We start from the raw sequence: 20,168 nt of genomic DNA, 5'->3' as shown, positions 1-20,168 counted from the left end.
TGATGACTGCCACCCTCGTCGCCAAGAACCTCGCCGCCGGCCACGGCGACCGCTCCCTCTTCTCCGGGCTCGACCTCGTCGTCGCGCCCGGAGACGTGATCGGGCTGGTCGGTGCCAACGGCGCGGGCAAGTCCACCCTGCTCAGAATGCTCGCGGGGCTGCTCGCCCCGGAGCTGGGGGAGCTGCGGCTCTCCCCGCCGACCGCGACCGTCGGCCACCTCCCGCAGGAACCGGAGCGACGCCCCGGCGAGACCGTCCGGGACTTCCTGGCCCGCCGTACCGGCGTCGCCGAGGCGCAGCGCGTGATGGACGAGGCCACGCAGGCCCTGGTCGACGGCGCACCCGGCGCCGACGACGCGTACGCGACCAGCCTGGAGCGCTGGCTCGACCTGGGCGGCGCCGACCTGGAGGAGCGGTCCGAGGAGGTCGCCGACTCCCTGGGCCTCGCGGTGGACCTTGACCAGCCGATGACATCCCTGTCCGGCGGCCAGGCGGCACGCGCAGGCCTCGCCTCCCTGCTGCTCTCCCGCTATGACGTCTTCCTCCTCGACGAGCCGACCAACGACCTGGATCTGGACGGTCTGGAGCGTCTGGAGCGGTTCGTGAAGGGCTTGCGCGCCGGCACCGTCGTCGTCAGCCACGACCGCGAGTTCCTCACCCGCACCGTCACCAAGGTCCTCGAACTCGACCTGGCCCAGCAGCAGATCACGCTCTACGGCGGAGGTTACGAGGCCTATCTGGAGGAACGGGACGTCGCCCGCCGGCACGCCCGCGAGGACTACGAGGAGTACGCCGACAAGCGCTCCGCCCTCCAGGACCGGGCCCAGATGCAGCGCTCCTGGATGGACAAGGGCGTCAAGAACGCCCGCCGCAAGGCGAACAACGACAACGACAAGATCGGCCGCAAGTTCCGCAGCGAGGCCAGCGAGAAGCAGGCCGCGAAGGCCCGGCAGACCCAGCGCATGATCGAGCGGCTCGACGTGGTCGAGGAGCCCCGCAAGGAGTGGGAGCTGCGCATGGAGATCGCGTCGGCCCCGCGCTCGGGTGCCGTCGTGGCCACCCTGCGGGACGCCGAGGTGCGGCGCGGCGACTTCACTTTCGGCCCGGTCTCACTGCAGATCGACTGGGCGGACCGGGTGGCGGTGACCGGGGCGAACGGCGCCGGCAAGTCGACCCTGCTGGGCGCCCTGCTCGGCCGGATCCCCCTCGACGCGGGCCACGCGGGCCTCGGCCCCGGCGTCCTGGTCGGCGAGGTCGACCAGGCCCGCAAGCTGTTCCACGGCACCGAGGCGCTGCTCGACGCGTTCTGCGCCGCCGTACCGGACACCGAGCCGGGCGAGGTACGCACGCTGCTGGCCAAGTTCGGCCTGAGGTCCGACCATGTGCTGCGCCCGGCGGCGACCCTGTCCCCGGGCGAGCGCACGCGCGCCGCCCTGGCCTTGCTGCAGGGCAGGGGCGTCAACCTCCTCGTCCTCGACGAGCCGACCAACCACCTCGACCTGCCGGCCATCGAGCAGCTGGAGTCGGCCCTCGACGCCTACCAGGGCACCCTCCTCCTGGTCACCCACGACCGACGCATGCTGGACGCGGTCCACGTGAACCGCCGCCTGGAGGTGGCGGACGGAAAAGTCATGGAGCGCTGAGCAGGGCGGATGAATTCCGCTACGGCTCAGCGCAGCGCCCCAAAGGGGGCGCGGGGCTGTCGCCTCAGCGGCTCCGCCGCGGGGCGCGACCCGTCACGACGGTGCCACAGGTGATCAACGGCACATCGCGGCACATTCCGCCGAGCAAAGGGGAGACCATGGGCGCTGCGGCGAAGCGGCCGACGGTGCGGATCGTGCACGAGCAGGACGTCGTTGCACGGATGCGCGGGACCCAGGACCGGATCGCGGACGCGATCACCGCGTTCGCCGGCACCATGGCGTTCGTCTATCTGCACGCCCTGTGGTTCGCGGTGTGGATCGTGTGCAACGAGGGGGTCTTCGGCAAGGGGCCGGTCTGGGACCCGTACCCCTTCGGGCTGCTCACCATGATCGTCAGCCTGGAAGCGATCTTCCTGTCCACCTTCGTGATGGTGAGCCAGAACCGCCAGGCCGCCCGCGAGAACGTCCGCGCCGATCTCGACTTCGAGACCAATGTGCGCTCGGAGGTGTGGGCCGCTCACATCGGCCGTTCCCTCGGTGTGGACCCCGCGGAGGTCGAGCGGCGCGTTCAGGAACTGCTCGCGGAGAACCGCGCCCGGATGAACGGCGGCACGGCTCCGCCTCCCGGGCAGAGCTGAGCGGGTCGGACAGGCCGCGCCTCACATCCAGTCGTCCGGACCGGGGTCGCCGCCTGCCGCCACCGTCGCGAGACGGCCGGTGTAGTGCGTCCAGCCCTCCTGGTGCGCGGCACACGCCTCGGGGGACGGCAGGCCGCGGTGGACCAGGCGGAGCAGGGTGCCCTCGGCGACCGGTTCCAGGGTGATCTCGACCGTGGTGGAGCCGGGCGGCACGGACATCGCGCCGTCGACCCAGCCCCAGGTGAACACCACCCGCTTCGGCGGGTCGATCTCGACGAAACGGCCCTCCGCGACGTTGTCGCCGTTGACCCGCGTCCGGTACCCGCCACCGGGCTCGAAGCTGAAAGTGCCGTCCGCGCCCATCCAGGACAGCCACTTGTCCCGGTCGGTGAAGAAGGAGAACACCGTCTCGGGGCGGGCGGCGATCAGCCGCTCCAGGGTGACCGCATCGACGCTCACGTGTCCGTCCCTTCGCCGCGCTCCGCGCGTTCCGCAGCCTCCGACAGCTCGGCGAGCGTGTCCAGCCTGTCCGCCCACATGGACTGCAGATACGCGGCCAGCGGACCCAGGGCTTCGCGGTCGGCCCGGTAGAAGCGCTTCTTGCCGTCCTGGCGCAGCGTGACCAGACCGGCGTCCCTGAGCACCCTGAGGTGCTGGGAGACCGCTCCGAACGTGACGTCGAACCGGTCGGCGATCTCGCCCGCCGACCGCTCCTCGTCCCACACCAGGCGGAGGATCTCGCGTCGCCGGGGCTCGGCGACCACCTGTACGGCATCCATGGAGTTCATTTTAGTCGCCACTTGAATTCGGGGGAGCCCTGCAGCTACATTTTAGTAGTGGCTAAATCGAAGGACGGGTGTCCGGGCTCCATGCCCTGAGCGCCCACGGAAGGACACAGGTCATGCCCGACATCGCGATGCAACTGACCATCGAGTCCGACCCGGAGACCGTGTACACGGCGATCTCCACGGCCGAGGGGATCCAGGGCTGGTTCACCAGCACGGCCGCTGCCGGCGAGGGTGTGGGAAGCCTGCACGAGCTGGAGTTTCCGGGCGTGCCCGGGGCGTGGGGGCTGCGCGTCACCGAGGCGGAGCCCGGCAAGCGGCTGGTCCTGGCGGGCGAGAACGGCCCGTGGACCGGAACCGAGCAGGTCTACGAGATCCTGGCCCGCCCGGAGGGCGGTGTCACCCTGCGCTTCACCCATGGCGGTTTCCCCGCCGTCGACGACGCCTACCGCGACTTCACCTAAGGCTGGGCGACCAAGTTCGTGCAGCTCAAGAAGTACGCCGAGACCGGTGAGAGCGCGCCCTTCTTCACCGGGTGAGCGCAGCCGTACCGCAGCCGTATGCCGGCCGGTCCGCCAGAGAACCCCTACAGGGAGAGAACCCGTGAACGCCACCCAGCACAGCACACTGCACCCCGCCATCCGCGAGTGCGCCGAGGCCGTCGCCGTGACGGCCTCCGGCATCCGTGACGAACAGCTCCAGGACCGCACCCCCTGCGAGAAGTTCACCGTCGCCCAGCTCGTCGACCACCTGGGCGGGACCCTCCTGTCCGCCGCACGCGCCGCCCGCAAGGAGGCGCAGCCCGGCGAGGACGCCACCGCCCTGGCCATGACACCGCAGGAACTGTCCGATGCCGTGGGCCGGGCCGCGGCGGCCTGGGCGGATCCGGCGTCCTACGAAGGCACCACCGAGTTCGGCCCGGGGGAGATGCCGGCCTCGCTCGCCGCGTCGATCACCCTGAACGAACTCGCCCTGCACGGCTGGGACCTGGCACGCGCCACCGGCCGCGCGTTCGACCTCGGCCCGGACACCGCCCGGACGGCGCTCGGCGTGGTCGAGGAGCTCGCCGGGCAGGCACGTGCCAATGGCAGCTACGGCCCGCCCGTGCCGTTGCCGTCCGACGCCCCCGCCTTCGAGCGGGCACTCGCCGTCAGCGGGCGGAACCCCCGCTGGAACGGCTGAAAGCGCCGCTTCAGCGCAGGCGCGTCGCCAGCCCGGGATAGTCGACGACGCAGCCGTCCGCGTCGAACTCCAGGTCACTGCGGAACTCGCCGGACGAGAACCGGACATGGCCGCCGCCGTCGGTGCGCCCGAGATGGGTGTAGGTCTGCTGCGACGGCCGTACCACCAGGCCCGGCACCGAGACCCACGCCATCAGGAACTCCTGCTCGCCGGGTGCCCGATGGAGGTCGTGCCGCAGCACCGGCATGGTGTTGGTGAGCGGGCACAGGCCCAGATCGCAGTCGAGCGCACCCTCCACGCCGGGCATCGGTTCGCCGTCCGCGGTCCACCGCCCGGCGTCGTCGCGCCGCAGATCGAGAGTGCGGGTACTGGTCTCGGTCTCCGAGGTGACCACCAGCCGCCGGGTCACGAACCCTTCACCGGTCTCAAGCTCGTAAGAGATCCAGTACGGCTCCGGAACGGCCCCGACGGCCCGGCCACGGGCCCGCAGGGAGCCACCGGCGAACTCGACCCAGGCGGTCTCGTACCCGCGGCTCTCCAGTACTTCCCAGGTGACGGCGTGCGCAGCAACCATGGCAGCCACCCTAGGTCCAACAGGGGCGCGGGGAACTGCGCGACCAGCCACAACCGGCCCGCAGATTCCCCACGACCTGCCCCCTCAGCTCACCGCTTACCCTTCGGATCCAGCAACCCGGCCTTGCGCAGAGCATCGGCCATCGCACTGTTGGCCGGCGCCGGAGCCTGACGCGAACCGCCGCCCTGCCCGCCACGGCCGCCGCCCTGTCCACCCCGGCCGCCGCCCTGGCGCTGCTGCTGCCGCTGCTGAGGCGGACGCGCCCCCCGCTGCCGACGGTCGCCGCCGCCGTCACCCTGCGGCGCCGCTTCGTCGTCCAGCCGCAGCGTCAGCGAGATCCGCTTGCGCGGAATGTCGACGTCCAGCACCTTCACCTTGACGATGTCCCCCGGCTTCACCACATCCCGCGGGTCCTTCACGAACGTCTTGGACAGCGCGGAGACGTGCGCCAGCCCGTCCTGGTGGACACCGACGTCGATGAACGCCCCGAAGGCCGCCACATTCGTGACCACCCCCTCCAGGACCATCCCGGACGACAGGTCGGAGATCTTCTCGACGCCCTCCTTGAAGGTGGCCGTCTTGAACGCGGGCCGCGGGTCGCGCCCGGGCTTCTCCAGCTCCTTGAGGATGTCGGTCACGGTCGGCAGACCGAACGTCTCGTCCACGAACTCACCCGGTTTCAGCGAACGCAGCACACCCGTGTTGCCGATGAGCGACGCCACCTCCTGCCCGGACGTCTTCACCATGCGCCGGACGACCGGGTACGCCTCCGGGTGCACGCTGGACGCGTCCAGCGGGTCGTCGCCGCCGCGGATGCGCAGGAAGCCCGCGCACTGCTCGTACGCCTTCGGGCCGAGCCGCGCCACGCCCTTCAGCTGGGTGCGGGATTTGAACGGGCCGTTGGCGTCGCGGTGCGCCACGATGTTCTCGGCCAGACCGGAGGTGATGCCGGAGACACGGGCGAGCAGCGGTGCCGACGCCGTGTTGACGTCCACGCCCACGCCGTTCACACAGTCCTCGACCACCGTGTCCAGCGAGCGCGACAGCTTCACCTCGGACAGGTCGTGCTGGTACTGGCCGACGCCGATCGACTTGGGGTCGATCTTCACCAGCTCGGCGAGGGGGTCCTGGAGCCGGCGCGCGATGGAGACGGCGCCGCGCAGTGACACGTCCATGTCGGGCAGTTCCTGCGAGGCGAACGCGGACGCCGAGTACACGGACGCGCCCGCCTCGGAGACCATCACCTTGGTGAGGTTCAACTCGGGGTGCTTGGCGATGAGTTCACCGGCGAGCTTGTCGGTCTCGCGGGACGCCGTGCCGTTGCCGATCGCGACCAGCTCGACCGCGTGCTCCTTCGCGAGGTGGGCCAGCTTGGCGATCGCCTGATCCCACTTGTTCGCCGGGACGTGCGGGTAGATGACGTCCGTGGCCACCACCTTGCCGGTGGCGTCGATGACGGCGACCTTCACACCCGTACGGAAACCGGGGTCCAGGCCCAGGGTCGCGCGCGTGCCGGCCGGGGCGGCGAGCAGCAGGTCGCGCAGGTTCGCCGCGAACACCTGTACCGCCTCGTCCTCGGCGGCCGTGCGCAGGCGCAGCCTCAGGTCGATGCCGAGGTGCACCAGGATGCGGGTGCGCCAGGCCCAACGGACCGTGTCCTTGAGCCACTTGTCGCCGGGACGGCCGCGGTCGGCGATCTGGAACCTCCCGGCCACGATCCCCTCGTACGACGAGGGGCCGTCCGTGGGCTCCTCCGGCTCCAGGACGAGGTCGAGGACCTCCTCCTTCTCGCCGCGCAGCATGGCGAGGATGCGGTGCGAGGGCAGCTCGGTGAAGGGCTCGGCGAAGTCGAAGTAGTCGGCGAACTTGGCGCCCGCCTCCTCCTTGCCCTCCCGCACCTTGGCGGCCAGCCGCCCGCGCACCCACATGCGCTCGCGCAGCTCGCCGATCAGGTCGGCGTCCTCGGAGAACCGCTCGGTGAGGATCGCGCGGGCGCCGTCCAGTGCGGCCTGCGGGTCGGCGACACCCTTGTCGGCGTCGACGAACGCGGCGGCGGCCGCGAGGGGTTCGACGCCCGGGTCGCCGAGCAGCCCCTCGGCCAGCGGTTCGAGACCGGCCTCACGCGCGATCTGCGCCTTGGTGCGGCGCTTGGGCTTGTACGGCAGGTAGATGTCCTCGAGCCGCGCCTTGGTCTCGGCACCGCGGATCTGCGCCTCCAGCTCCGCGGTCAGCTTGCCCTGCTCGCGCACCGACTCCAGGATCGCGGTCCGCCGCTCCTCCAGCTCCCGCAGATAGCGCAGCCGTTCCTCGAGCGTGCGCAGCTGCGCGTCGTCGAGCATCTCGGTCGCTTCCTTGCGGTAGCGGGCGATGAAAGGCACCGTCGAACCGCCGTCCAGCAGTTCCACGGCAGCCTTCACCTGCCGCTCCCGTACGCCGAGCTCCTCGGCGATCCTGCCTTCGATGGTCCCGACTGCGCTGGACCCGGGTGTCGTCACGATCCCGTACCGCCTTCTCACTGAGGTTGCGCCGCAATTGTGGCAGGCGGCACCGACAGTCGGGGATCAGGGCGGCCACCGGCGAGGCGGGACGGTGGATTCAGGCCCCGTGCCCCCGCGCGGAACCGGAGGCCCCGCCGAAGAGCCGGGCCAGAGCCCGGAAGGGCAGTGTGACGACGGTGGCGATTGCGCCGCCGATCTGCCGCAGCACGTCTGCAATGGCGCGGAACACGAGATTCCCCTTTCCCTGTTTCTCGCCCGGCCGCGGCGGCCGGGCGAGGTCCGGGTACCCGGGTTTCGTCAGTGCTTGCCGATCAGATCCGCCGGGTAGGCCCCCGCGAGGAGTGCGGCCTTCGCGAAGGTGGCCCCCAGCTCCGTCAGGCGGGCGACTCCCTCCGCCCCCAGATGCGCGTACGGCGCCCGGTCCAGCCGGTCGGTCTCCGCCTCGATCTCCGCCCGTAGCGCGAGGCCCCGCTCCGTCAGCTCGCCCGCCTCCTCCAGCAGCCCGCGCTCCCGCAGCCGCCCGCAGGCCGCGTCCCAGTCCTCCTGCTTCCAGCCGCGGCTGCCGAACACCCACTTGGGTGTCATGCCCTTGCCGGTCGCGGTGTGGGTCACCACGGCCTCCAGACCGTCCAGCTCCGAGGTCATCAGGACGGCGAGATGACCGTCGCCCCGGTGCTCGCGCAGCAGTGTGGTGGCGTGGAAGTACGCCAGATGCGGCTCCTCGGGCACCGGCAGGTCGGCGTACGCGGAGTACAGCGGCCGGGCCGCGCGCGAACAGGCCTCGGCGGCCCGCAGCGCCAGCCGCGCCGCCTCGGCCATCTCCTCGGACGCCACGGTGTCCTCGCCCAGCAGCCGGCGCAGGGTCGCATCGACGGCACGCGCGCGTGCGGCCAGGATCTGCCCGGGCGCGGCGGTCTCCCACACGGCGGGTACATACCGGGCCACGAGCTCGTACTTGTAGTTGTAGAACGTCGCCGCCACCGTGCCCGGCCCGACCGGTCCCAGCGCGGCCGCCCGCGCGGCGAGGTTGACGGCTCTGGGGTGGGTGATGCCGAGAGCGCCCAGTTCCCTGCCCAGGTCGGGCGAGAAGTAGTACGTCGCGTGCAGGGAGTTGAGCGCGTTGTGGCAGCGGCGACCGGCGTGCGGATCGAGGGCGGCAGTAGTCATGACGAGCAGGTTACCGACTGGTCGGTACGGCCTCCAGTGCCCTGCGCCGGATGGCAGGAAAGGTGGGGAACTCGTCATTGCGGCCATCCTCGCTTCCACCAAGAATCGTCGCTATGCCGCAGCGAACCGTCCTGCTCGTCCTCTTCGACGGCGTTCAGAGCCTCGATGTCACCGGTCCCCTGGAGGTCTTCGCGGGCGCCGAGCTGCATACTCCGGGCACCTACCGCATCCGCACGGCCTCCCTTGGCGCAGCGCCCGTCCGCACCTCCAGCGGCCTGACCCTCGTACCGGACCAGGACCTCGCGGACGCGCCCGCCCCGCACACCCTTCTCGTGCCGGGCGGCCAGGGCACCCGCCGTCCGGCGCGTGACCCCCGGCTGGCCGACTGGCTCCGCGAGCACGGCCCGCGCGCGGAGCGCCTCGTCTCCGTCTGCACCGGAGCCATCCTCCTCGCGGAGGCCGGCCTGCTGGACGGCCGCCGCGCCACGACCCACTGGGCGTACTGCGACAAGCTCGCCCGCGACCACCCGTCCGTCGAGGTCGACCCCGACCCCATCTACGTGCGCGACGGACACGTCTTCACCTCGGCCGGCGTCACCTCGGGCATCGATCTCGCGCTCGCCCTGGTGGAAGAGGACCTGGGTCGGGAGCCGGCGCTGACCATCGCCCGCCACCTGGTCGTCTTCCTGCGCCGGCCCGGCAACCAGGCCCAGTTCAGCGCCCAGCTCGCCGCCCAGACCGCCCGGCGTGAACCGTTGCGCGAGGTCCAGCAGTGGATCACCGAGCACCCCGACGGGGACCTGGACGTCGAGTCCCTCGCCGCCCGTGCCGCCCTCTCGCCCCGCCACTTCGCCCGTGCCTTCCAGGCGGAGACCGGCATGACACCGGGCCGCTATGTCGACCGCGTGCGCCTCGAACACGCCCGCCGCCTCCTGGAGGACACGGCCGACGGCATCGAGGAGATCTCCCGCGCCAGCGGCTACGGCACTTGCGAGGCCATGCGCCGCGCCTTCGTCAGGACCCTCGGCACGGCCCCGGCGGAGTACCGCCGCCGCTTCCGCCCCGCCGTACCCACCCGCTGAAAGGAACCCGATGCAGATCGCCATCGTGCTCTTCGACCGGTTCACCGCGCTCGACGCCGTAGGGCCGTACGAGACCCTGGGGCGCCTCCCGGACGCGGAGACCGTCTTCGTCGCCGAACGGACCGGCCCCGTCCGCACCGACACCGGAAACCTCGCGATCGTCGCGGACAAGCCCCTGGCCGAGGTGGAGCACCCCGACATCGTGATCGTCCCGGGCGGCCCCGGACAGACCCCGCAGATGGAGAACGAGACCCTGCTGGACTGGCTGCGCACCGTCGACGCCACCAGCACCTGGACGACATCCGTGTGCACGGGCTCCCTGCTGCTCGCCGCGGCCGGCCTCCTTCGGGGCCGCCGCGCCACCTCCCACTGGCTGGCCCTGGACTTCCTGAAACGGTTCGGCGCCGAGCCCACGGGGGAGCGGGTGGTCCTCGACGGCAAGTACGTCACCGCGGCCGGCGTCTCCTCCGGCATCGACATGGGCCTGACCCTGCTCGGCCGGATCGCCGGCGACGAACACGCCCGGGCCGTCCAGCTGGCGACCGAGTACGACCCGCAGCCGCCCTACGACGCGGGGTCGCCCGAGAAGGCGCCCGCGCACCTCGTCGAGGAGTTCCGCTCCAAGAGCCGCTTCATCCTGACGTAGTCCAGGTGAAGCGCGGCTGCCTGCGCTCCAGGAACGCGGCGACGCCCTCCACGGTGTCGCCGCTGCCGCGCGCCTGCTCCGTCCAGTACGCGTCCCGGTCGGTGCGGCCGTTCGCGAACTCCTTCGCCGCGGCCTGGGTGAGCTGCGAACGGGAGGCCAGGATGCGGGTGAACTCAGCGACCCGCTTGGCGAGTTCGCCCTGCGGCAGCACCTCGTCCACCAGGCCGCTGCGCAGCGCCCGCTCCGCGTCGACCAACTCGCCGGAGAACAGCAGGTACTTGGCCGCAGCCGGACCCACCAGCGACACCAGCCGGCGCGTGGAGGAGGCCGGATACACGATTCCGAGCTTCGCCGGCGTCACCCCGAACAGCGCACCCTCCATGGCGAACCGCAGATCACAGGCCGCCGCCAGCTGCGACCCGCCGCCCACACAGTGCCCGCGGACCGCGGCCAGCGTCGGCTTCGGAAAGGCGGCCAGGGCCTCCTCGGCCCGCACCGCGAGCGCCTGCGCCTCCTCCGGCGACCCCTGCAGCGTGGAGATGTCGGCCCCGGCGCAGAACGTCCCGCCCTCCCCGGTGAGCACCAGCGCCCGTACGCCCGGGTCGGCCGCGAGGGTGTCGAGCAGCGGCGGCAGGGCGGCCCACATCGCGGCCGTCATGGCGTTGCGCTTCGCCGGGTGGTGAATGACGACGGTGGCGACCGAGTCGGTGACGCTGTGCAGCAGCTGGGGCTCCATGGGCCGGATGCTAGCCGCCGCGCCGGACCCGTGATCAAGGAGGGGGCACTTCAACCCGTACAACCCGAAGAGTTCGCGAAGTCGGCTGAAGGGTGACAGGACCAGTCCCACAACTGACCGTGTCATACGCCAACGGTCATAAGTGCTCGATACCTGCTGACTTGTGTTCAGTCATCCGGAGTGCCGCGGATCGTTACCAACACTCGACGTGTGGTGACAATCGAGCGCAAGGGTGGCGACCGGACGATGGACAATCATGGGCGCGGGTCCGGCCCACGCCCAGACGGCGGCGCCGACGCGCCCCGCGACCCGGGGCCCGTGGACCCGCTGCCGTACGAAGGCGTGTGGCGGTTCACCGCGCCCGCCGTCGACGCCTCGGTCCCGCAGGCGCGGCACGCCGTACGGGACCTGCTGTACCGCCAGGGGGTGCCCGTCTCCGACGATCTCGTGTACGGCCTGCTGCTGATCGTCTCGGAGCTGGTCACGAACGCCGTCCGGCACGCGGCGCTGCTGTCGCCCATGCTCGCCGTGGAGGTCGCCGTCGGCGCCGAGTGGGTGCGGGTGTCCGTGGAGGACAACCACCCCTACCGCCCGACCGCCCTGGAGACGGATCACAGCGGCGAGGGCGGCCGGGGGCTGCTCCTGGTCAGCGAGGTCGCCCGGGAGGCGGGCGGGGTGTGCGACGTCGAGCACACGTCGAGCGGCGGCAAGGTGATCTGGGCCGCCCTGCCGCTCAAACCCGTACGGGTGCTCTGACGGGGGTCACCAGCCGGCGGACGGGCCGGTCAACTCCCTGACGGCCGGGCGGGCCGCGTCCAGCACGGTCATGAACCAGGACGAGAAGGCGTCCTCGGCGTGCCGCTCCGCGAGCTCCGTCGGGGTCACGAAGGCCGTGTCGCCGACCTCCTCGGGGTCCGGCCGCAGCTGCGACTGCACCATCCCGACGAACAGGTGGTTGTACTCCTGCTCGACCAGGCCCGAGTCCGGGTCCGGGTGGTTGTAGCGGACCGTGCCCGCCTCGGCGAGCAGTGAGGGGGAGACACCCAGCTCCTCGTACGTCCGGCGGGCCGCGGCCGCGAAGGGCGCCTCGCCGGGGTAGGGGTGGCCGCAGCAGGTGTTCGACCACACGCCGGGGGAGTGGTACTTGCCCAGCGCCCGCTGCTGCAGCAGCAGCCGGCCGCGTTCGTCGAAGAGGAAGACGGAGAAGGCGCGGTGCAGCCGGCCCGGCGGCTGATGGGCGGCGAGCTTCTCCGCGGTGCCGATCGTGACGCCGTTCTCGTCGACCAGTTCCAGCAAAATCGCGTCTGCGGCGCCGTTCGACGGAGAGTGCGTCGCGGTGGCAGGTGTGATCGGCATACCCATCCTTCACATCGGTCTTCGCGCCCCAAGTCTGCCGTACGAATCCGGCACTCCCGGCACTTCGCGGCGCGCCCGCATGTCCCGCGCGCGGCGCGGGCCACGGCCGTCACCGTTGAAGGCCGGAAGAGGGGCCCGGTAGTTGATCGTGCCCGTGGCGGTCGGCGGGGAACCGTCCGGGCAGCGCTGTGAGGCTTAACGACGCAGGGGCCCGCCGGACGGCTGCATTCCGGCCAAGACGCGCTCGACCTGGCTCAATGGCACACCTTCGCCTCGTGTTCCGCGTGGCCGCCCGGTTCCAGCTGGAAGGTGCAGTGCGCCACGTCGAAGTGGTCGCCCAGGCACTCCTGGAGCTCGTGGAGCATCTTCTCGTGGCCGATCGCGCTGAGCACTTCGGAGCTCACGACCACGTGCGCGGACAGCACCGGCATCCCGGAGGTGATCGTCCAGGCGTGCAGGTCGTGGACGTCCTCGACACCGTCCAGGTCGAGGATGTGGGCGCGTACCTCCGCCATGTCGACGCCCCGGGGAGCTGCCTCCAGCAGCACGTCAAGCGTCTCGCGCAGCAGCTTGACGGTGCGTGGCACGATCATCAGGCCGATGACGAGCGAGGCGATCGGGTCGGCGGCCTGCCAGCCGGTGGTCAGGATCACCAGGGCGGAGATGATCACCGCGAGAGAGCCGAGGGCGTCCGCCGCGACCTCCAGGAACGCGGCGCGCACGTTCAGGCTCTCCTGCTGTCCGCGCACCAGCAGCGTCAGCGAGATCATGTTCGCGACCAGACCGATCGCACCGAAGACGATGGTCAGCCCGCCCGCGGTGTCGGCCGGCGTGACGAACCGCTGGATCGCCTCGTACAGGACGTAGCCGCCGACGCCGAGCAGCAGCAGACAGTTGGCGAGCGCCGCGAGGATCTCGGCACGGGCGTACCCGAAGGTGCGGTTGCCGCTCGGCGGGCGGTTGGCGAAGTGGATCGCGAACAGGGCCATGCCCAGGCCCAGCGCGTCCGTCGCCATGTGCGCGGCGTCCGCGATCAGCGCGAGCGAGTCCGCGAGCAGACCGCCGACGATCTCGACCACCATGACGGTGAGCGTGATCGACAACGCGACGCGCAGCCGCCCGCGGTACGCCGCCGCGGCCGTACCGGTGGGCGGGGCATGCGAATGCCCGTGCCCGTGATCGTGCCCAGCCCCCATGACAGCCGCCTTCCTGTGGTGCGCCCGGGATGACAGTGAACTACGGCCGGGGGGTATCGGGCAACGCGGCACTGAACACCGTTGTCATGTGCCCTGACCTGCGGAAACGATATGCAGGTCAGGGCACCCTCAGTGCGCTTGCCGTGCTGTCATCGGCCGTGGTGCAGCTGCCAGCCCCGCCACGCCGACTCGACCATCTCGGGCACCCCGCGCCGGGCGGTCCAGCCCAGTTCCTCGGCGGCCCGGGCGGCGGAGGCGACCGCGCGGGGCGCGTCCCCGGGGCGGCGGGCCTCGACGAGGGGCGGGCGGCGGTCACCGGTCGTCTCGCCGATGACGGTGATCAGCTCACGGACGGAGACGCCCTCGCCGCGTCCGATGTTCACCGTGAGGTCACCGCTTCGGCCGGCGAGCCGCCGTGCCGCCGCCAGATGCGCCTCCGCCAGGTCGGCGACATGGATGTAGTCGCGGATGCAGGTGCCGTCCGGTGTCGGATAGTCGTCGCCGAAGATCCGCGGGGCCTCGTCGCGGGTGAGCCGGTCGAAGACCATGGGGACGATGTTGAAGACGCCCGTGTCCGACAGCTCGGGTGCGGCCGCGCCCGCCACGTTGAAATAGCGCAGACAGACCGTGGAGATGCCGTGTGCCCGGCCCGCCGCCCGGACCAGCCACTCGCCGGTGAGCTTGGTCTCGCCGTACGGGTTCACCGGCGCGCACGGAGTGTCCTCGGTGATGAGGTCCACATCGGGGTTGCCGTAGACGGCCGCCGACGAGGAGAACAGGAACTTCCCGATCCCGGCCTCGGCGACCGCCTCCAGGAGCGTCGCGAGGCCGCCGATGTTCTCCCGGTAGTAGCGGGCGGGCTGTGCCACGGACTCGGCGACCTGCTTACGCGCCGCGAGGTGGACGACGCCGGTCACGCCGTACTCGGCGAACACCCGCTTCAGCAGGTCACCGTCGAGCGTCGAGCCCTCGACGAGCGGCACGTTCGCCGGCAGCCGCGCGGGGAACCCGGCCGAGAGGTCGTCCAGCGCGACGACGCGTTCCCGGGCGTCGGTCATGGCCCGCACCACATGGGCCCCGATGTATCCCGCTCCGCCTGTGATCAGCCATGTCATGGTCGTCCACCCTATGCCGACGCCACCCGGCGGTCCCCAATGTCCCGGATGCCTTGATCTGGGCAGCGCGGTTTGTCGGCGGGACCCCGGATCACCGATGATGATCGCGGCAAAGGCCAGTGGAGACGGCGTTGATCGGCCCGTGAACGGGCGGTGAACTCCGCTCTCCGGGCATCCGATAGCCTCTGCCGACATGCCGCCCGCCTGGTGCAGCCAAGGGGCGCCCCCATCGTGCACATGACCGGCGCCCGCGCGTCGGCCCCCAGGGAGTGAGTTCGGTTGTCGACCGCCATCCTCACCGGTCAGCCGGTCCCCGGATCGTCGATCGAGGGCGATCTGCGGTCCCTCGGCTTCGACGTACGGATCGCCGTCGACACCGCCGACGCCGAGACACTGCTGGCGCAGGCGCCGGGCGACCAGCGGGTCGCCGTGGTGGACGCCGGCTTCGTGGGCCACCTGCACGCACTGCGCCTCGGCCTCACCGACCCCCGCTTCCCGCTCGCCGCGATCCCCGGCGCCGTGACCGCCCAGCCGGCCGGCCGCCAGGACCTGACCCGCGCCATGGCCCGCGAGAACTCGGCCGGCGGCGGCACGGCCCCAGTGCGTGCCCCCGTGCGAACGCAGTTGAGGGTGGGGGACGTCGACAGCCTCGCCGACCGCATCGTCACCGCCCTCGACAGCGACGGCGCCGACGTGCACCGCCCGGAACTCGGCAGCCTGGTCGCCGCCGTCCCCGCCGACCCGCAGTCCCGCAACGAGGCACGGCAGGCCGTCGCGAACGTCGACGACGAAGCCGTACGTCTGAAGTCGGCCGTGAAGTCACGCGACGGCTTCTTCACCACGTTCTTCATCAGCCCCTACTCCCGCTACATCGCCCGCTGGTGTGCCCGCCGCGGCCTGACCCCGAACCAGGTCACCACCGCCTCCCTGCTCACCGCGCTGATCGCGGCGGGCTGCGCGGCCACCGGCACCCGGGTCGGCTTCGTCGCGGCGGGCGTCCTGCTGATCGCGTCCTTCGTCCTGGACTGCACCGACGGCCAGTTGGCCCGCTACTCGCTCCAGTACTCCACGCTGGGCGCCTGGTTGGACGCCACCTTCGACCGGGCCAAGGAGTACGCCTACTACGCCGGCCTCGCGCTGGGCGCGGCCCGCGGCGGCGACGACGTATGGGCCCTCGCCCTCGGCGCGATGATCCTGCAGACCTGCCGCCACGTCGTCGACTTCTCCTTCAACGAGGCCAACCACGACGCCACCGCCAACACCAGCCCCACGGCGGCCCTTTCGGACAAGCTGGACAGCGTCGGCTGGACGGTGTGGGTACGGCGGATGATCGTGCTGCCTATCGGCGAGCGCTGGGCGATGATCGCCGTCCTGACGGCGGTCACGACTCCTCGGATCACCTTCTACGTCCTGCTCATCGGCTGCGCCTTCGCCGCGACGTACACCACGGCGGGCCGGGTGCTGCGTTCGCTGACCCGCAAGGCCCAGCGCACCGATCGGGCGGCGCAGGCGCTGGCGGACCTCGCGGACAACGGACCGCTCGCCTCCTTCCTGGGCCGTGTGACCCCCCGCCAGCTCGGGGGTCCATTCCTGATCGCCCTCGCGGGCACGGTCGTTCTCGCCGTGTCCCTGTTCTCCGGTGTGACCTGGGCCCCTGTCGTCGGCGCCCTGGTGTACGCGAACACCGCAGGTCAGGCTCTGCGCCGCCCGCTGAAGGGCGCCCTCGACTGGCTGGTCCCCCCGCTCTTCCGGTTCGCCGAGTACGGCACCGTCCTGGTCCTCGCGGCCGAAGCAGACGTGAACGGGGCCCTTCCTGCGGCTTTCGGGCTGGTGGCGGCGGTCGCCTACCATCACTACGACACGGTGTACCGCATCCGCGGCAACGCCGGAGCGTCCCCGGCCTGGCTGGTGCGCGCCATCGGGGGGCACGAAGGACGGACGCTGCTCGTGACCGTCCTGGCCGCGGTGCTCACCGCCTCGCAGTTCAAGGTCGCGCTCACGGTGGTCGCCGTGGCCGTCGCCCTGGTGGTGCTCTTCGAGAGCATCCGCTTCTGGGTGTCCTCCGGGGCCCCCGCCGTACACGATGAAGGAGAACCCGCATGATCGGCCTCGTGCTGGCGGCCGGCGCCGGACGGCGTCTGCGCCCCTACACCGACAGCCTTCCCAAGGCGCTGGTGCCGGTGGGGCCCGCGGGCATAGAGGGCGAACCGACGGTCCTGGACCTGACGCTCGGCAACTTCGCCGGGATCGGTCTGACCGAGGTCGCGGTCATCGTCGGCTACCGCAAGGAGGCCGTGTACGAGCGCAAGGCGGCACTGGAGGCGAAGTACGGCCTCAAGCTCACCCTCATCGACAACGACAAGGCCGAGGAGTGGAACAACGCCTACTCCCTGTGGTGCGGACGTGACGCCCTCAAGGACGGCGTGATCCTCGCCAACGGCGACACCGTCCACCCGGTCTCCGTCGAGAGGACGCTGCTCGCCGCCCGCGGCGAGGGCAAGAAGATCATCCTTGCTCTCGACACGGTGAAGTCGCTGGCCGACGAGGAGATGAAGGTCGTCGTCGACCCCGAGCAGGGCATGACGAAGATCACCAAGCTGATGGACCCGGCCGAGGCGACCGGCGAGTACATCGGCGTCACGCTCATCGAGGGCGACGCCGCCCCCGAACTGGCCGACGCCCTGAAGGCGGTCTGGGAGACCGACCCGCAGCAGTTCTACGAGCACGGGTACCAGGAACTGGTGAACCGCGGCTTCCGGATCGACGTGGCGCCGATCGGTGACGTCAAGTGGGTCGAGATCGACAACCACGACGACCTCGCCCGGGGACGGGAGATCGCGTGCCAGTACTGACCCGGCTGATCCCCTCGCCGCTCGTCGTGGACATCCGCCCGGGTGCCCTCGACGATCTGGCGGGTGTGCTCGCCGACGAGCGCATCTCGACCTCCGGCAGGCTCGCCGTCGCCGTCAGCGGCGGTTCCGGCGCCCGGCTGCGCGAGCGGATCGCCCCGACGCTGCCCGGTGCCACCTGGTACGAGGTCGGCGGCGGCACCCTCGACGACGCGGTCCGGCTGGCCGGCGACATAAAGGCCGGCCACTACGACGCGGTCGTGGGCCTCGGCGGCGGCAAGATCATCGACTGTGCCAAGTTCGCGGCGGCGCGGGTCGGCCTGCCCCTGGTCGCCGTGCCGACGAACCTCGCGCACGACGGCCTGTGCTCCCCGGTCGCGACCCTCGACAACGATGCGGGCCGCGGCTCCTACGGTGTGCCGAACCCGATCGCGGCCGTCATCGACCTCGACGTCATCCGCCAGGCACCGGCGCGCTTCGTACGCGCGGGCATCGGCGACGCGATCTCCAACATCAACTCGATCGCGGACTGGGAGCTGTCCAACCGCGTCACCGGCGAGAAGATCGACGGTCTCGCCGCCGCCATGGCCCGCCAGGCGGGCGAGGCGGTGCTCCGCCACCCCGGCGGCATCGGGGACAACGACTTCCTCCAGGTGCTGGCCGAGGCGCTGGTCCTCACCGGTATCGCGATGTCGATCTCCGGAGACTCGCGCCCCGCCTCGGGTTCCTGCCACGAGATCAACCACGCCTTCGACCTGCTCTACCCCAAGCGGGCCGCCAGCCACGGCGAGCAGTGCGGCCTCGGCGCCGCCTTCGCGATGTACCTGCGCGGCGCGCACGAGGAGTCGGCGTACACGGCCGAGGTGCTGCGCCGGCACGGGCTTCCGGTGCTTCCGGAGGAGATCGGCTTCACGGTGGACGAGTTCGTCCGCGCCGTGGAGTTCGCCCCGGAGACCCGGCCCGGCCGCTACACGATCCTCGAACACCTCGACCTCAAAACCGACCAGATCAAGGACATCTACGCCGACTATGTCAAGGCCATCGGTAGCTGAACTCCGCCCGGTCGTCCACCCCGCAGGGGTCAAGGACCGGCGCAGCGGTGAGCACTGGATGGGGCGCCTCTACATGCGTGAGGTGTCCCTGCGGGTCGACCGCTACCTGGTGAACACCAGGGTCACGCCCAACCAGCTCACGTATCTGATGACCGTCTTCGGCGTGCTCGCGGCCCCGGCCCTGCTGGTGCCGGGGATCACGGGCGCCGTGCTCGGCGTGGTCTGCGTGCAGATGTACCTGCTGCTGGACTGCGTCGACGGCGAGATCGCGCGCTGGAAGAAGCAGTACTCGCTGAACGGTGTCTACCTGGACCGGGTCGGCGCCTACCTGACCGACGCCGCGGTCCTCGTGGGCTTCGGGCTGCGCGCCGCCGACCTGTGGGGCAGCGGCCGTATCGACTGGCTGTGGGCCTTCCTGGGTACCCTGGCCGCCCTCGGCGCCATCCTGATCAAGGCCGAGACCGACCTCGTCGGCGTCGCCCGGCACCAGGCAGGGAAGCCCCCCGTGCAGGAGGCCGCCGCCGAGATGCGCTCCTCCGGCATGGCACTGGCCCGCAAGGCCGCGTCCCTGCTGAAGTTCCACCGGCTGATCCTCGGCATCGAGGCGTCCCTGCTGATCCTGCTCCTGGCGATCGTCGACCAGATGCGCGGCGACCTGTTCTTCTCCCGGCTGGGCGTCGCCGTGCTGGCCGGCATCGCCCTGCTGCAGACCCTGCTGCACCTCGTGTCCATCCTCGCCTCCAGCAGGCTGAAGTGAGTGGCATGAGAGTCGGCGCGGTGATCATCACCATGGGCAACCGCCCCGACGAGCTCCGCGCCCTGCTCGACTCGGTCGCCAAGCAGGACGGCGACAAGGTCGAGGTGGTCGTGGTCGGCAACGGCTCGCCTGTCCCGGACGTCCCCGAGGCCGTCCGTACCATCGAGCTGCCCGAGAACCTCGGCATACCCGGCGGCCGCAATGTCGGCATCGAGGCCTTCGGCCCCAGCGGCCGCGACGTCGACATACTGATGTTCCTCGACGACGACGGACTCCTCGCCCTGCACGACACCGCCGAGCTGTGCCGCCAGGCCTTCGAGGCCGACCCGGAGCTCGGCATCATCAGCTTCCGTATCGCCGACCCCGAGACGGGGGTCACCCAGCGCCGCCACGTGCCGCGCCTGCGGGCCGCCGACCCGATGCGCTCCTCCCGGGTCACCACCTTCCTCGGCGGCGCCAACGCAGTGCGCACGAAGGTCTTCGCCGAAGTCGGCGGGCTCCCGGACGAATTCTTCTACGCCCACGAGGAAACCGACCTGGCCTGGCGGGCCCTCGACGCGGGCTGGATGATCGACTACCGGTCCGACATGGTGCTGTACCACCCGACGACCGCGCCCTCGCGGCACGCCGTCTATCACCGCATGGTCGCCCGCAACCGCGTCTGGCTGGCCCGCCGCAACCTCCCCGCCCTGCTGGTCCCGGTCTACCTCGGGGTCTGGCTGCTGCTCACCCTCGTCCGCCGCCCCTCGCGGCCCGCCCTGAAGGCGTGGTTCGGCGGGTTCCGGGAGGGCTGGACCACTTCGTGCGGGCCACGCAGGCCGATGAAGTGGCGTACGGTGTGGCGGCTGACCCGGCTGGGCCGCCCCCCGGTGATCTGACAAGCTCGTTCCTG

At 71.2% G+C, this 20,168-nt stretch carries 22 protein-coding genes; 12 read left to right on the top strand and 10 right to left on the bottom strand.

Features of this window, described 5'->3' with window-relative positions; translation table 11 throughout:
* Positions 1-2: 2 nt before the first annotated feature.
* A complete protein-coding gene (locus LJ657_RS22770; RefSeq protein ID WP_232650577.1) occupies positions 3-1,643 on the top strand; it encodes an ABC-F family ATP-binding cassette domain-containing protein in 1,641 nt (546 codons plus the stop codon).
* A 158-nt stretch (positions 1,644-1,801) separates the two neighbouring features.
* A complete protein-coding gene (locus LJ657_RS22765) occupies positions 1,802-2,281 on the top strand; it encodes a DUF1003 domain-containing protein (RefSeq protein WP_232650576.1) in 480 nt (159 codons plus the stop codon).
* 21 nt (positions 2,282-2,302) lie between these two features.
* Here the strand turns inward: LJ657_RS22765 and LJ657_RS22760 are convergent, their stop codons facing one another.
* Positions 2,303-2,740, bottom strand: coding sequence for an SRPBCC family protein (locus LJ657_RS22760; protein WP_232650575.1), 438 nt, complete (start codon positions 2,738-2,740; stop codon positions 2,303-2,305).
* A complete protein-coding gene (locus LJ657_RS22755; protein ID WP_232650574.1) occupies positions 2,737-3,060 on the bottom strand; it encodes an ArsR/SmtB family transcription factor in 324 nt (107 codons plus the stop codon). The genes LJ657_RS22760 and LJ657_RS22755 overlap by 4 nt, the downstream gene beginning before the upstream one ends.
* A gap of 122 nt (positions 3,061-3,182) precedes the next feature.
* Between LJ657_RS22755 and LJ657_RS22750 the strand changes: the two genes are divergently transcribed.
* On the top strand, positions 3,183-3,530 hold the full coding sequence (locus tag LJ657_RS22750) for an SRPBCC family protein (protein ID WP_232650573.1): 348 nt from the start codon (positions 3,183-3,185) through the stop codon (positions 3,528-3,530).
* Positions 3,531-3,669: 139 nt separating this feature from the next.
* Positions 3,670-4,248, top strand: coding sequence for a TIGR03086 family metal-binding protein (locus tag LJ657_RS22745; protein ID WP_232650572.1), 579 nt, complete (start codon positions 3,670-3,672; stop codon positions 4,246-4,248).
* A 10-nt stretch (positions 4,249-4,258) separates the two neighbouring features.
* On the opposite strand, the gene LJ657_RS22740 is transcribed toward LJ657_RS22745, so the two are convergent.
* The 4 genes from LJ657_RS22740 to LJ657_RS22730 form a co-directional block, all read right to left on the bottom strand.
* On the bottom strand, positions 4,259-4,822 hold the full coding sequence (locus LJ657_RS22740; protein ID WP_232650571.1) for a putative glycolipid-binding domain-containing protein: 564 nt from the start codon (positions 4,820-4,822) through the stop codon (positions 4,259-4,261).
* 89 nt (positions 4,823-4,911) lie between these two features.
* Positions 4,912-7,317: a Tex family protein gene (locus LJ657_RS22735; RefSeq protein ID WP_232650570.1), complete on the bottom strand. Its 2,406-nt coding sequence runs from the start codon at positions 7,315-7,317 to the stop codon at positions 4,912-4,914.
* A gap of 100 nt (positions 7,318-7,417) precedes the next feature.
* Positions 7,418-7,549, bottom strand: coding sequence for an LPFR motif small protein (locus LJ657_RS48190; protein ID WP_308117073.1), 132 nt, complete (start codon positions 7,547-7,549; stop codon positions 7,418-7,420).
* A gap of 68 nt (positions 7,550-7,617) precedes the next feature.
* Complete coding sequence (locus LJ657_RS22730; RefSeq protein WP_232650569.1) at positions 7,618-8,487, bottom strand: SCO6745 family protein; 870 nt, start codon at positions 8,485-8,487, stop codon at positions 7,618-7,620.
* Positions 8,488-8,600: 113 nt separating this feature from the next.
* Between LJ657_RS22730 and LJ657_RS22725 the strand changes: the two genes are divergently transcribed.
* Both LJ657_RS22725 and LJ657_RS22720 read left to right on the top strand, forming a co-directional pair.
* The gene (locus LJ657_RS22725) at positions 8,601-9,569 is read left to right on the top strand and encodes a GlxA family transcriptional regulator (RefSeq protein ID WP_232650568.1); all 969 of its coding nucleotides are present in this window, start codon (positions 8,601-8,603) and stop codon (positions 9,567-9,569) included.
* A 10-nt stretch (positions 9,570-9,579) separates the two neighbouring features.
* On the top strand, positions 9,580-10,215 hold the full coding sequence (locus tag LJ657_RS22720; RefSeq protein ID WP_232650567.1) for a DJ-1/PfpI family protein: 636 nt from the start codon (positions 9,580-9,582) through the stop codon (positions 10,213-10,215).
* Here the strand turns inward: LJ657_RS22720 and LJ657_RS22715 are convergent.
* Positions 10,202-10,951: an enoyl-CoA hydratase/isomerase family protein gene (locus tag LJ657_RS22715; RefSeq protein WP_232650566.1), complete on the bottom strand. Its 750-nt coding sequence runs from the start codon at positions 10,949-10,951 to the stop codon at positions 10,202-10,204. The two genes, LJ657_RS22720 and LJ657_RS22715, sit on opposite strands and share 14 nt — an antisense overlap.
* Before the next feature lie 246 nt (positions 10,952-11,197).
* On the opposite strand from LJ657_RS22715, the gene LJ657_RS22710 reads away from it, so the two are divergent.
* On the top strand, positions 11,198-11,707 hold the full coding sequence (locus LJ657_RS22710) for an ATP-binding protein (protein ID WP_232650735.1): 510 nt from the start codon (positions 11,198-11,200) through the stop codon (positions 11,705-11,707).
* 6 nt (positions 11,708-11,713) lie between these two features.
* Here LJ657_RS22710 and idi read toward each other — a convergent pair whose 3' ends face one another.
* The 3 genes from idi to galE all read right to left on the bottom strand — a co-directional run bounded on the left by idi (position 11,714) and on the right by galE (position 14,618).
* On the bottom strand, positions 11,714-12,307 hold the full coding sequence (idi, locus tag LJ657_RS22705; protein WP_232650565.1) for an isopentenyl-diphosphate Delta-isomerase: 594 nt from the start codon (positions 12,305-12,307) through the stop codon (positions 11,714-11,716).
* 254 nt (positions 12,308-12,561) lie between these two features.
* Positions 12,562-13,503, bottom strand: coding sequence for a cation diffusion facilitator family transporter (locus LJ657_RS22700; protein ID WP_232650564.1), 942 nt, complete (start codon positions 13,501-13,503; stop codon positions 12,562-12,564).
* A 149-nt stretch (positions 13,504-13,652) separates the two neighbouring features.
* A complete protein-coding gene (gene galE, locus LJ657_RS22695) occupies positions 13,653-14,618 on the bottom strand; it encodes a UDP-glucose 4-epimerase GalE (RefSeq protein WP_232650563.1) in 966 nt (321 codons plus the stop codon).
* A gap of 279 nt (positions 14,619-14,897) precedes the next feature.
* On the opposite strand from galE, the gene LJ657_RS22690 reads away from it, so the two are divergent.
* From LJ657_RS22690 to LJ657_RS22670, 5 genes are read left to right on the top strand one after another with little or no spacing between them, the layout of a single operon-like run.
* Positions 14,898-16,721 carry a DUF5941 domain-containing protein gene (locus LJ657_RS22690; protein ID WP_232650562.1) on the top strand — a complete coding sequence of 608 codons (1,824 nt, stop codon included), beginning with the start codon at positions 14,898-14,900 and terminating at the stop codon, positions 16,719-16,721.
* Positions 16,718-17,470: a phosphocholine cytidylyltransferase family protein gene (locus tag LJ657_RS22685; RefSeq protein WP_232650561.1), complete on the top strand. Its 753-nt coding sequence runs from the start codon at positions 16,718-16,720 to the stop codon at positions 17,468-17,470. Before LJ657_RS22690 ends, LJ657_RS22685 begins: the two co-directional genes overlap by 4 nt.
* Positions 17,458-18,519, top strand: coding sequence for an iron-containing alcohol dehydrogenase family protein (locus tag LJ657_RS22680; RefSeq protein ID WP_232650560.1), 1,062 nt, complete (start codon positions 17,458-17,460; stop codon positions 18,517-18,519). Before LJ657_RS22685 ends, LJ657_RS22680 begins: the two co-directional genes overlap by 13 nt.
* Complete coding sequence (locus LJ657_RS22675) at positions 18,497-19,276, top strand: CDP-alcohol phosphatidyltransferase family protein (protein WP_232650559.1); 780 nt, start codon at positions 18,497-18,499, stop codon at positions 19,274-19,276. The genes LJ657_RS22680 and LJ657_RS22675 overlap by 23 nt, the downstream gene beginning before the upstream one ends.
* A gap of 5 nt (positions 19,277-19,281) precedes the next feature.
* Entirely contained in the window at positions 19,282-20,154 is an 873-nt protein-coding gene (locus LJ657_RS22670) for a glycosyltransferase family 2 protein (protein ID WP_232650558.1), read from the top strand.
* Positions 20,155-20,168 lie beyond the last annotated feature (14 nt).

Source organism: Streptomyces guryensis (genome assembly GCF_021261325.1).
GTDB classification, from domain to species: domain Bacteria; phylum Actinomycetota; class Actinomycetes; order Streptomycetales; family Streptomycetaceae; genus Streptomyces; species Streptomyces guryensis.
This window is presented reverse-complemented; position numbering and strand designations above follow the sequence as displayed.